At 46.9% G+C, this 12,913-nt stretch carries 11 protein-coding genes; 8 read left to right on the forward strand and 3 right to left on the reverse strand.

Annotated features, from left to right (window positions below; genetic code table 11):
• Window positions 1-92 precede the first annotated feature (92 nt).
• A complete protein-coding gene (locus SK066_RS11605; protein WP_188774647.1) occupies window positions 93-1,211 on the forward strand; it encodes an S-methyl thiohydantoin desulfurase family protein in 1,119 nt (372 codons plus the stop codon).
• A complete protein-coding gene (locus tag SK066_RS11610) occupies window positions 1,204-2,787 on the forward strand; it encodes a hydantoinase/oxoprolinase family protein (RefSeq protein ID WP_320541608.1) in 1,584 nt (527 codons plus the stop codon). The genes SK066_RS11605 and SK066_RS11610 overlap by 8 nt, the downstream gene beginning before the upstream one ends.
• A gap of 117 nt (window positions 2,788-2,904) precedes the next feature.
• On the opposite strand, the gene SK066_RS11615 is transcribed toward SK066_RS11610, so the two are convergent.
• Window positions 2,905-3,858, reverse strand: coding sequence for an alpha/beta hydrolase (locus SK066_RS11615; protein ID WP_250345186.1), 954 nt, complete (start codon window positions 3,856-3,858; stop codon window positions 2,905-2,907).
• Between the two features lie 597 nt (window positions 3,859-4,455).
• Here SK066_RS11615 and SK066_RS11620 point away from each other — a divergent pair.
• From SK066_RS11620 to SK066_RS11640, 5 genes are all read left to right on the forward strand, one after another.
• Entirely contained in the window at window positions 4,456-5,346 is an 891-nt protein-coding gene (locus tag SK066_RS11620; RefSeq protein ID WP_320544862.1) for a tyrosine-type recombinase/integrase, read from the forward strand.
• The gene (locus SK066_RS11625; RefSeq protein ID WP_320541609.1) at window positions 5,339-6,121 is read left to right on the forward strand and encodes a hypothetical protein; all 783 of its coding nucleotides are present in this window, start codon (window positions 5,339-5,341) and stop codon (window positions 6,119-6,121) included. The genes SK066_RS11620 and SK066_RS11625 overlap by 8 nt, the downstream gene beginning before the upstream one ends.
• A 369-nt stretch (window positions 6,122-6,490) precedes the next feature.
• Complete coding sequence (locus tag SK066_RS11630; protein ID WP_188774652.1) at window positions 6,491-7,882, forward strand: branched-chain amino acid transporter BcaP; 1,392 nt, start codon at window positions 6,491-6,493, stop codon at window positions 7,880-7,882.
• Window positions 7,883-8,208: 326 nt separating this feature from the next.
• On the forward strand, window positions 8,209-8,970 hold the full coding sequence (locus tag SK066_RS11635; RefSeq protein WP_320541610.1) for a GntR family transcriptional regulator: 762 nt from the start codon (window positions 8,209-8,211) through the stop codon (window positions 8,968-8,970).
• Entirely contained in the window at window positions 8,967-9,956 is a 990-nt protein-coding gene (locus SK066_RS11640; RefSeq protein WP_320541611.1) for a DMT family transporter, read from the forward strand. Before SK066_RS11635 ends, SK066_RS11640 begins: the two co-directional genes overlap by 4 nt.
• Window positions 9,957-10,017: 61 nt before the next feature.
• Here the strand turns inward: SK066_RS11640 and SK066_RS11645 are convergent, their stop codons facing one another.
• Together SK066_RS11645 and SK066_RS11650 are read right to left on the reverse strand one after the other, a co-directional pair.
• Entirely contained in the window at window positions 10,018-10,869 is an 852-nt protein-coding gene (locus tag SK066_RS11645) for a leucine-rich repeat domain-containing protein (protein WP_320541612.1), read from the reverse strand.
• 112 nt (window positions 10,870-10,981) lie between these two features.
• Window positions 10,982-11,512, reverse strand: coding sequence for a GNAT family N-acetyltransferase (locus tag SK066_RS11650; protein ID WP_320541613.1), 531 nt, complete (start codon window positions 11,510-11,512; stop codon window positions 10,982-10,984).
• A gap of 193 nt (window positions 11,513-11,705) precedes the next feature.
• Between SK066_RS11650 and SK066_RS11655 the strand changes: the two genes are divergently transcribed.
• Window positions 11,706-12,806, forward strand: a complete 1,101-nt coding sequence (locus SK066_RS11655) for a DUF3900 domain-containing protein (protein ID WP_320541614.1) — start codon at window positions 11,706-11,708, stop codon at window positions 12,804-12,806.
• Window positions 12,807-12,913 lie beyond the last annotated feature (107 nt).

Consider the following 12,913-nt stretch of genomic DNA (forward strand, 5'->3'; position numbering starts at 1 on the left):
TTAACTTGGATTGGCTTACGACGTCTAGTATAAACGTTCATTCTCTTTATTTATCTAATCAACTGATCCACTACCGAAGGAGGCCTACATTCATGAGATGGATTACGGAAGAAGATATTGAAAATCTGGCAGTTGGAGCTGCATTACTGGGCACTGGCGGCGGTGGCGACCCTTATCTGGGCAAGCTAATGGTGCAAAAGTGTATTCGTGAGCATGGTCCTATTCAAATGATCGATCCATCCGAATTGCCAGATGAGGCATGGGTCATTCCGACAGCGATGATGGGGGCACCTACAATCATGATGGAGAAAATACCGAATGGTGATGAAGCGCTCAAATCTATGCGTTTACTGGAGGAAAAAGCCGGCATTACCGCCTTTGCCACGATGCCGATCGAATGTGGTGGCTTGAACTCCACCGTGCCATTTGTCGTCGCGTCCAAGGCAGGCATTCCGCTTGTAGATGCGGATGGGATGGGACGTGCTTTTCCCGAGCTGCAAATGGAGACCTTTCATATTTACGGCATCTCAGGCACACCGATGGCGCTACACAATGAACGTGGCGATCGTGTCATGCTGGAAACACTGGATAATCACATGCTGGAATACATTTCACGTGGCATTGCTGTACGCATGGGCGGTGCAGCACATGTCGCTGAATACATGATGAATGGGGCAGATGTGAAGCGTACCTCCATTCATGGGACGATGACGCTCTGCATGGAGCTAGGACGGGCGATACGCGAGTCTCAGACGACCAAGCGTGATCCAGTCGAAGCGATTAAGGAGGTTACCCGCCAGTCTATCTATGGAGAGGCGCTCGTGATTTTCCGAGGCAAGATTACGGATATTGAACGTCAGTCGACAGATGGATTCGTGCGTGGTAAAGCGCTTGTGTCTGGACTGGGAGAATATGAAGGGCAGGAGCTTCGGGTCGATTTTCAAAATGAGAATCTATGCGCGATGATCGATGGAGAATTGCAGGCGATGGTGCCCGATCTGATCACTTTTCTCGATCAGGAAACAGGTATGCCGATCACAACCGAATCGATCAAGTACGGCTTCCGGGTAATCTGCCTGGCGATTCCGACACCGGATATTATGCGTAGTGAGGCAGCGCTTGAGGTATGGGGGCCGCGTTATTTTGGCTATGATACCGATTATGAGCCAGTCGAGCGGATTCAGCAGAGAAGGAGTGAGCAGCATGTATAAGATCGGCATCGATGTGGGTGGAACGAATACAGACGCAGTCATCATGAATGAACAGCAGCAGGTCATTGCCAATGTCAAAGCGCCAACAACACAGGATGTTGAATCTGGCATTTACGACGCGCTTGATCGTATTTTGAAGCAATCTGCAATTGATCCGCGGCGCATCTCCTCTGTTATGCTGGGTACAACGCATGCGACCAATGCGATCATTGAACGCAGCAGACTAGCCAAGATTGCCTGTGTACGCATTTGTCTGCCTGCTGGAACCTCTGTCGAGCCGATGTTCACATGGGATGCCTCGCTCAAGGCAGCAGCCGGAAGCGATTACTACTATGTACATGGCGGCTGTGAATCGAATGGACGACCTCTAGTAGCGAAAAGTCTGGATCGTGCTGAATGTATGAGTGTGCTGGAGAAAATTCAGGCCTCCGGTGTCGAATCGATTGCGGTGACGTCGATCTTTTCTCCAGTGCTGGCTTCCTATGAACAGCAATTCGCAGGGTGGGCAGCAGAGGTACTGGGAGAGGATTTCCCTGTAACGATCTCGTCAGAGATTGGAAGCCTTGGTTTGCTGGAGCGAGAGAACTCTGCTGCTCTGAATGCAGCGCTTGTTAAGGTAGCTTCTGCAGTATCCGGTGGACTGGAGATGGCGCTACAGCGCTACGGAATCGAGGCGCAGATTTATTTTGCCCAGAATGACGGGACACTGATGACACTTGAATATGCGAGAAAGTACCCGATCCTTACAATCGGCTCCGGGCCAACGAATAGTATTCGTGGAGCAGCAGAATTAAGCGGGTTAAAGGATTGTATTATTTGCGATATTGGTGGCACTACAACGGATATTGGCATTCTCGTCAATGGCTTTCCGCGCGAATCGAGTGTGGCGGTGACGCTCGGTGGGGTACGTACTAACTTCCGGATGCCAGATATCGTATCGATCGGGATTGGCGGCGGTAGTATTGTAAGACAAACCGAAGCTGGCGTTACAGTGGGGCCTGATAGCGTAGGCTACAATATCGTACGCGATAGTATCGCATTTGGCGGTAATGTGCTGACGGCAACGGATTGTCTGCTTGCTTCAGGTCAGGCAGTTATCGATCATCCGGATTGTGATCTGACACGATTAGCTGTCATTCCACAGCAGGTATGGCAACAAGCGATTGCATACATTAACGAGCAGGTGCAAACAGCAATCGATCAAATTAAGACGAGTGCGGCAAACGTCCCGGTCGTGCTGGTAGGTGGTGGTGCAATTCTCATTCCAGGCGGGATTGAAGGAGCTTCCGAAGTGATTCGTCCGCAGCATTCGGGCTGTGCCAATGCACTGGGTGCTGCGATTGCGCAGGTAAGTGGGGATATTGATAAAATGTTCTCCATGGCAGGTCGTAAGCGTGAGCTAGTGCTGGAGGAAGCGGCGAATGAAGCCAAGCAGAAGGCGATTGATGCAGGTGCTGATCCAACGACGGTCGAATTGATCGATCTAGAGGAGCTACCGATGGCGTATGTTACGTCTGAATTTGTACGTATTAAAGCCAAAGCAGCAGGTGCGATGAAAGCTATGTCTGCGGTGTGATCGTGAATCTACAATAAAACCCCCGGTGTATCCTTTCCATATACAGGAAGGATACACCGGGGGTCTATTTATATCGTGCTACTTACATACTTACAAGTTACTTCTATTTACAAATGATCAAATGCCATCACGTAGGAAAGCATTGGCAAGAATCAATGCTCCTTTTTTCGCCTGTGTATCCGCAAGTACATTCAGCATCATAAAGTCGTGAATAATACCGCCAAAGCGAGCTTCGGTGACTGTTACACCAGCCTCACGCAGCTTCGCTGCATATTCCTCACCCTCATCTCGCAGCACATCTGCTTCACCCGTGATCACAAGTGCTTCTGGCAAGCCTTGCAGCTGCTCTGTTGTGGCACGAAGTGGAGAAGCCGTAATCTGTGCGCGCTCAGATTCATCCGTTGTATATTGATCCCAGAACCATTTCATTCCTTCTTTTGCGAGGAAGAAGCCTTCTGCAAAGCGATCATAAGAGCCAGTATCAAAGTTAGCATCCGTTACTGGATAGAACAGCAGCTGCTTGGCGATTGTTGGGCCGCTACGTTCCTTAGACATCAGCGTCATCGCTGCGGTCATGTTACCACCGACACTATCGCCACCTACATACAGACGGGATGTATCGAAGCCTTGCTCGCTGCCTTTATCTGCAATCCATTCCAATACCGCATAGATTTCTTCAATCGCTACTGGATAGCGATTTTCTGGAGACAGACTGTATTCAGGGAATACGACTGCAACCTCGCTACCTACGGTCAGCTCACGAATCAGACGATCATGAGTATGAGAGTTACCGAATACCCAGCCAGCCCCATGAATGTACAGCAGTACAGGTAATTGTGCCGGTGCATTTTTTGGACGCAGGATACGGATGGCAACCTCACCCTTTGGACCGATCGGTAAAGTCAGATCCTCTATATCGACATCCGGCTTGTCGATGTCACCGGATTGTACCTCGTTGACAGTCTCACGACCTTTTTCCGGGCCGAGCTGATACAGGAATGGTGGTTTGGAGTTATCATCGGCGAATTTCTGTGCTGCGGGTTCCAATACGATTCTTTTTTCTTTGCTCATGGTAAAGCCTCCTTTGGAAATAGGTAGATGATTATGGATGCTGCTAATAACTCGAATATTCATGCCCTTCAGCACCGATGATGACTCGACAACTCGGCATCATCGTTATAACTGATCTTACACATACAAATAGTTGCAATTATGATATTAAACACATCAATCACAATCTCATTGCTATACAAAGTTACATGGCATGACTTTTCTACTTAGTAATAAACGAATTTGTACTTCCTAAAACAGCTCGGTTTGTAGCATCTCACATACCGAAGGACATAAGGATACAGCTTCACCTCCTCTTTTGAATTTGTATGCAAATTAATTTTATAAAATTTAATAATTAAAGATTAACATATCAAATCGCAATAATCAACAGCTGTTCAATGCAAGATGAAGCAGCATTCTGTTATACTTTGATAAGTGATGAAAATCCAAAAAAGGAAAGAACATAATTCTATGAATAGACATGATCAAGCTCAATTTAACAAAAATCTTCCCTTGGATAAAAGAGATGTACAGTCAGATTCCTATTCCGATCGAAATGAGGACCTGAATATATTAGAGAGCTATACTGAGGAGCTTGAAGCTTTTGAGGATTGGATGAAGGATGCAGGATATACCGCGTATACACGTCGATCCTATTTGCATGACATTCATGAATTTCTATGCTCTCACTCCGTACAGGGCAAGTCACTGGATGAGCTGAAAAAGAGACATGTACTGTCCTATCTAAGCAGTGCTCGCTCGCGTGGTGTGAGTGATTCGACACGTAATCGAAAGCATGCAGCGGTGAGCTGTTTTTTCAAAGCATTGATGGAGATGGAGCTTGCCGAGCATAATCCAGCAGCAGGCATCAAAAAAGCCAAAACGGAACAAAACAAAGAGCCGCTCTATCTGGATGAGTCGACATTATCGAATTTTTTCAAGTCGATTGATGGCAAATATCGCACACGCAACCTGACGATCTTCTTACTGATGGCGTATATGGGATTGCGTGTCGGTGAAGTTCATCTGCTTAACATACAGGATTATAATCAGGAGCGTAGAACGCTACAGGTCTTTGGTAAAGGACGCAAATGGCGTACCCTTCCGGTACCGGAGGCAGTGGCTAATATGCTGAATCAATCCATCGAAGCACGCCTCACCCCGTGGCGCGATGGAGAGCAGGCATTATTCATTTCACAAAAAGGCACACGGCTATCGATTCGCAACATTCAGCAGATCGCAGCGGATACATTCGATCGTTTTCAGCAGGATGTGGATCCGTCTCGCAGACTACCGTATTCCAGCCACAAGCTCAGACACTCATTTGCAACGATGCTATTGCGTCAGGGAACGGATCTGCGTACTGTACAGGAGTTGCTTGGTCACTCATCGATTCAAACAACGATCATCTATACCCACGTACGTGATCGTGAGAAGGAGGAGGCCATCTCCAAATTGCAGGTACATCTGCCTGATTCGGCTGGAGAGGAGGACGACGATGCTTGAGTTACATGATCCATTATGGAGCGAGCTGGATACCGCATTTGGTACAGCGGAAGAGGTGCCGGAATTACTGGCTTCCTTACTTCATGAATATGATGAAGAGATTTTACAGGAACTAACCGAATTATTGCTGCATCAATATACCATCTATACAGCTACAGTAGCTGCTGTACCTTATTTAATACAAATAGCTGAGACGTCATCTTTATCGGTGCGAATGGAATTGTACATCACATGTGGCATGATGGTATTGGGTTATGCCGCTCAAGCTACCACTATAGCGAAGACATTAGCGAGCGAGCAGTGGGAACCATTACAACGAGCTTATGCAGACGCATTAGAGCGCATAAATACGCTGCACGACTCGGTACTACACTATGCTAGAACACATATTGATGATCCGTCTGAGCAGGAATATATCCTTGCAGCATGGCTTGCTTACGGTCATCACGATACACTGGCAGAGCTAATCCTACACCATACCGGTGAGCAAGAATACGAGGGTACCTGTCCAGCATGTGAGCAATCGTTCTATGCCGTTGTGTCCGATGATGGAACGATGACGCTGTCTCCAGATGATCCGGTATTCGCACAGAACGCTAAACATAATGAAATTATTCCAGCTGAATTACCATCAGCAGGAGCATGGGGAGCTTTACGCTACGCAGCAGAACAGATGAATGCCAGGGTTCTACTTCAGCGACTCCCTTCTATGACAGGTACGGGTACCTGTCCACACTGTCATGCAACGATAGCCATTGCTGATTCGCTATGCTAAACAATGATGCTATATCGCTATCGTTCACCCTAGCAGGCGAATGAGCGATGTATATACTATAGTTGTTATTAAAGTTGTTATCAAAAAGGATAACTAAAAAAGCTGTCGACATGCTATAAAGCGATGTTGACAGCTTTTTTTGTAAAAATCATCCAAACCTTATTTTGTCTGAAAAGCACAATAATATCATGAAAATTGTGTATATAATCATATAGCAATCAGGAGTGATGGAAGCTTTAGTATCACTTTTCCAAAAAATAATGCAATAATTTAACGCGTCAAAGTGTAGGATTGTGTAGTTTTTTATAGGTGCCGATTAACATAAGTGAATAATGTAAATATACCTTACAGGAAGAAAGGATTTGTTTTATGAGCAATCTGAAACCTAATACTTCACTGTTTCGGCGCAAGCCGATTGTCCCTTCTGAGGGAAATCTGAAACGTGTGCTAGGACCGATCGATCTGACTACACTTGGTGTAGGCGCTATTATCGGTACGGGGATTTTCGTACTGACAGGTGTTGCGGCAGCCAAATACGCTGGCCCGGGTCTAGTATTATCCTTCCTGCTTGCAGGTCTGGTATGTGCCTTTGCTGCACTGTGTTACTCGGAGTTTGCGTCCTCCGTACCTGCATCCGGTAGTGCATATACGTATAGCTATACGACCTTCGGTGAGATTATCGCCTGGATTCTGGGATGGGACTTAATTCTAGAATACGGATTCGCCAGCGCTGCGGTTGCAAGTGGCTGGTCGGGCTACTTCCAGAGCTTAATTGCTGGATTCGGTATTCATTTACCGACTGCCTTAACAAGTGCATTTAACCCTGCCAAAGGAACTTATTTTGATATTACCGCTTCTGCCATTACGCTGCTGATTGCATTACTGCTCACGCGTGGTGTGAAAGAAGCAACGCGTGCGAACGGCGTCATGGTAGCGATCAAGCTAATCGTTGTGCTCGTATTTATCGCGGTTGGCGTATTTTATGTACAGCCTTCCAACTGGACTCCATTCCTGCCATTCGGCTGGGGCGGCGTAACAGCGGGGGCAGCAACTGTATTCTTTGCTTATATCGGCTTTGATGCGGTATCCACAGCGGCTGAAGAAGTAAAACGTCCCCAACGCGATCTACCAATCGGTATCATCGCTTCACTGGCCATCTGTACGGTATTGTATATCGTCGTTTCCTTGATTCTGACGGGTATCGTACCTTACAACATGCTGAACGTAAGTGATCCGGTTGCCTTTGCTCTGCAATACATTCAAATGAATGGTCTTGCAGCATTGATCTCTCTCGGTGCAATTACAGGTATTACAACGGTACTGCTCGTTATGATGTATGGTCAAAGTCGTCTGCTGTACTCCATGTCCCGTGATGGTCTGCTGTCGCCGGTATTCTCCAAAATTAGCGGCAAAAGTCAGACACCTGCGACAGGTACATGGGTAGCAAGTATTGTGATCGCCTTCTTCGCTGGCTTTATCCCACTGGGTAGCCTGGCAGAGCTGACGAATATCGGTACATTGTTCGCATTTACTGTAGTAAGTATCGGCGTCATCGTGCTGCGCCGCACACAGCCTGATCTGAAAAGAGGCTTCCGCGTACCATTCGTACCGGTACTGCCAATTCTGAGTGCACTCGGCTGCGTGTACCTGATGCTTCAACTTCAAGCGCTGACATGGATAACGTTCTTCATCTGGCTGGCGATCGGTCTGGTTGTGTACTTCGCCTATGGTCGTCGTCACAGTCTGCTGAATCGCGGTTGATGAGCTGGTGATAGATCAATCACTATGCAACATAGTGGCGATCTGATTCATTAAGCACTAACAAGTAATCTTGAGCAAGCGTATCTTTTCCTAACTAAGAGGAAAGATACGCTTGCTTTTTGTTATGTTTATTTTTCGATTTTGTTGTATCTATTTTCTCCATGACCTTTTGTGATTTAGAACATTTTATCTTTTTACTGTGGAAAGCGAACAGAACAGTAGAACAGTGTCATAAATCTTGACAACACATTTAAAAAGGCATTGCTTCTCTAATTGATATGCAATATATTGGTTTTAACAAATGCTCAATAGGGGGAGATGTACATATGCAGCAAGTGGGAATTCAAAAAATCAACCGAACCTCATTACGTGATCAAGTCTATACTGCTCTACGACAAAGTATCATCACGCTGGAGCTAGCACCGGAGCAAAAGCTAAATGATAATGAGCTAGCAGCGCGCTTTGGGGTTAGTCGTACACCTGTCCGAGAAGCGCTCAAGCGGTTGGAGGATGAGGGACTGGTCGAATCTTTTCCCGGTGCGATTACACGAATTGCGCCACTGTATAATGATGCGGCACGTCATGCTTTTCCAGTCGCCGCAGCGCTCCATGCTCTTGCTACGCGTCTGGCTGTGCCTCAGCTTCAAGAACAGCATCTTAATGAGCTAGAGCAGGCTAATGAACAGCTTATTACTGCTTTGCAGCAACAGGATGCGATCGCAGCGATTGAGGCAGATGATCGGTTTCATCGTGTCCTCGTACTAGCATGTGCGAATCCGGAGCTAGATAAGGCGCTTCAATCGGTAATGTCCAAAATTCGGCGCCTGGAGCTTGCTAAGTTCAGTAGCATCGATCATACCCATTCTCCAGAGGATCATAAGCGCATTATCGCTGCCTGCAAGCAAGGGGATAGGTCTCTTGCTGCTGCTGAAATGGAACAGAACTGGCTTAGCCTGGCAGCATGGTTGCAAGAGGAGGGGGAGACAGCCGATGATTCCACAACAACGACTGATCAGACGTCTCATTCCACTCAGAACCTCCCCAAAGATCATCAGCATAGTAAGCAAGAAAGTACGGATTCATTATGAGGGCGGTCTGGATTGGCGTAGCAGCATCGTTTTTCTTCGCTTCTAGCTTTGTACTGAATCGTCTCATGGAGGTGGATGGGGGCTACTGGATATGGAGCGGCGCATTGCGTTACTTTTTCATGGTGCCTTTGCTCGGCATGCTGGTACTTATGCGTAAGGAGCTAGTGCCGGTATGGAACGAGCTGCGTCGTCAGCCTGTACAATGGCTCGTATGGAGCACGGTCGGCTTCGGCTTATTTTATGCGCCATTATGCGCATCGGCTATGTATGCTCCTGCCTGGCTAACCGCCGCAGGCTTTCAATTTACGATTGTAGCTGGAATGCTGCTATCGCCATTGTTCTTTTTCACATATAAAGGAAGTCAGGGTGTTGTACGTCAACGGGGACGGATTCCGCGTAGTGCGCTTCTTATCGCACTCATCATGCTGGTCGGTATCGGCTTGATGCAGTTAGAACAGGCACAGGCTGGTACAGGGAGCTGGCAAGGGATCGCTTTAATTCTAGTAGCGGCTATCGCTTATCCGCTCGGTAATCGCAAAATGATGGAAGTGTGTGACGGAAGACTGAATGCCTTTCAGCGTACACTGGGGATGAGCATTGCGAGCCTACCCTTTTGGGTAATACTCTCGCTATTCGGCTTCTGGCAGGATGGAGCACCGTCTGGAGGACAGATCGGGCAATCGTTTCTGGTGGCACTCTTTTCTGGCGTAATTGCTACGGTATTGTTCTTCGGGGCTACCGATCAGGCACGCAGTCACCCCGCACGCCTCGCTGCTGTAGAAGCAACACAGGCGCTGGAGGTTGTATTTACACTGCTAGGTGAATGGATCTTGCTCGGTATTATGCTCACGTCGATTGGGATGTGGTCAGGTATGGCGCTTGTTGTGAGTGGTGTTATCGTGAATGCCTGGCTATCGATGCGCCAACCTGGCGCAAGTGGCACGCTTCGTCAACGTAATCGGACAAAAACGAGGATGCTTCGTTAGATAAGCATCTTAGACGATAACAGAATGAGATGATCAAACATGAGAGTTATTATCAACCGAATTATCGATAAATGATACAACCGTGCTGCTCAAGCTCTGTCAGCCATGCAGGGAATTCTAGATGATGATTCCAGCGCAGATCGAGTCGCTCTAGCTGGGTGAGCTGACGGAGCGACTCAGGTAGCTTAACCAGCTCATTACTCCGTAAATCCATTTCAAGTAGTGAACGACACTTACCGATCGATTCCGGTAAAGTGGACAGCCCGTTATGACGCAGGTTCAAGCGGCGAAGCGACTGACACTTACCAATCGATTCTGGCGCAGAGGACAGCTGGTTATTTTCCAGATCAAGTACTCGTAATGTAGTGAGCTGTGCTAGTGATTCCGGTAAGCTTTGAAGCTTATTATTCCGCAGATGCAGCTCACGAATTTGCTTCAATTGACCGATCGATTCGGGGACAGCAGTCAGCTGATTGTTCATACAACGCAGCTCTACCAGCGCGACCAGCTCGCCAATCGCGTCTGGAAGCTGCTCCAGCAGGTTATCGCTTAGATTCAGATAACGCAGTAAAGGGAACTGGCATACTTCATTGCCCACCTGTGTAATACGGTTATTATGTAAATATAAATACTCCGACAATGCCGTCAAATGCTGGATTGCAGCAGGCACCTCAGTAATCTGATTATGGCCCAGATCGATCATCGTTAGCCCGGTTAACTCTTGGATACGTGGCGAAATATGCGTCAGCTGATTCACCGATACATTAAGCGTATGTAACGCTGTCATAGCAAAAACTTCGTCAGGAATCTCGGTGAGTGCATTATCGAACAAATTCAAGTCTGTAATATCCTGTGGAGCTTGCTCTAGCTGGGGCAGAGCCGTAAGTTGCTGATGTGCGAGATCTATTTTCATCGTATATAGCCTCCAATTATGATAACTATAATCTATTCAAGATGTATGCCAGACATGATTATAATCCTCTAAAGTGTTAATCTACTTCACCAGACGGTATTCCTTCATCACGTTAAAATTCCAAATAATAGTAGATATCAGACTTCTCACGTTGATTCGTAAAATGATAATCTTTCGTATTGAATCCTCCAATCGTAAATCCGTATTTTAAATAAAATCGATTAGCTCCCAGATTGTTATCCTGAGCAATCGTCGATAAGCCCTTCAATTCGAGCGTCCTGGCAATCTCAATCGCTTTGTCCAATAGCATAGAGGAAATTCCACGCCGTCTATACGCTGCTACTACCTTCAGGTCACTCAAATACAGATAATGATTCCATTGCTTCTCCAATATAGCGATACCAATACATATGTCTTCTTCAAAAGCACCAACAGCCAATCCAGATCGCTGAATAGGCTCCAGCTCGTAATTCTCGTTCGGAAATAGCTGACGCTGTGGTGTTTCGAATAATACCTCGTGATAGTGCCAGCCAGCTTCGGTTCTAGTGACTACCAATTTACCCGGCGAATCAAAAGCCTCATTAGGTAGCTGGAGTGCTTGCTGGTTGGACTCATCGATCCGTCTAATCATGATCTCTGACATGACGTTCCCTCCTGTACAGGTAGTTAGCAACGGTTGTTTATTTTGTAATAGCATATGTGAGCCCAATACAGAGTAGTATGTATCTCTGATTACTATGTACGTCTAAGAACTTACGTTTCGGCTATATTTCAAGTATAGTGGAGAATGTAGTCATTGATCCAGTTTATCACGATAAGACATAAAGGAGCATACCATGCGATTTAGCGTTCAATTTTTATCATTTTTCGTATTGCAGGTCGAGGGCAAGGAAGGCCAGACCTCCAAAAATTATAAACATTATCAGACGCTGGACGAGGACGAATACGAGCTGAGCGAGCTTAAGCAATTTCTGCATGCTGAGTTCACACGTACCGCCAAGCGTAAGGTGGAAAAGAATCCATCGAGTGAGCAGCCCCCTACGAAGATTGGGACATTTCTCGTCGAGCCGGGACATGAGTTGACCAGCAATCCAAACTTTAATCTGTTTGCCCGTCTGCGTACAGTAGAGAACAAAGAGGATTTTAAAAATGCGGGTGATGATCTAGTGCGTAGCTATCTCGATACGAGCTCGGTTCGTGGCGGCGCACTAATCGTATCGCAGGTGAAGCTGGATACGCATCTGGACGATCCATTTGTATTTGTAATGAAATGTGACTTTGAGAAGCAGATTGCCCGTATCTCCGATGAACGGAGCCTGATCAGCGAGGTCGAGATGGCAATTAGCGCACGTAATATGAAGTCGATCCAGTATCCTCATATGCCGGAAGAGGGCATGATCGAGGAGTGGGAGCTGAAGGTGCATCAGTCATCACATGCGCGTTATTTTGAGGATTTTTTGAAATTCGTCACGTATGAGCAGTCCATCCCTGAGATTGTAAATGAGCGCGTGATGGACTATGTGCAGACGTACGTAGAGGAAAAGTGGCCGGATGCGAGCAATGAGGAGCGTCAGCGCGAGGAGCAGGATCTGGAGCTCTGGGCAGCGAGCGACAAGCGTGATTTGCAGGAGAAATGGGAGCCTCAGCAGGTCATTGAAGCGGCAGAACGGATCGTTGAGATCAAGCCAGAGATCGAGATTCGGGTGAAGCTGGGCGATACGAGTGTACGCGGGCTGCTAGCTGATTTTGGCTTCCGTCTGCATATTGCGAAGCTGGGCGATCATTATGCGATGGTGGTAGAGGGAGATTCGTTTACGTTTGAGAAGGGATTCTCGCCAGTAGAGCTGCTGCAACCGGATAGTTTTGAGAATCTGGCACAGCAGTTGATTGAACGTGCGAATCGTCCAGCAGAGCCGGATGATGATATGCCGTATTGAGGACAAGATTGAAACTAGATAGTTTATAACGTCAATTTAAAAAAGCATCCTATAACTTTTATGGATGCTTTTTTAGATTGTATGTGTTCTATGAATAGTTAACTTTA

The sequence above is a fragment of the Paenibacillus hunanensis genome, from assembly GCF_034055775.1.
Classification (GTDB): domain Bacteria; phylum Bacillota; class Bacilli; order Paenibacillales; family Paenibacillaceae; genus Saccharibacillus; species Saccharibacillus hunanensis.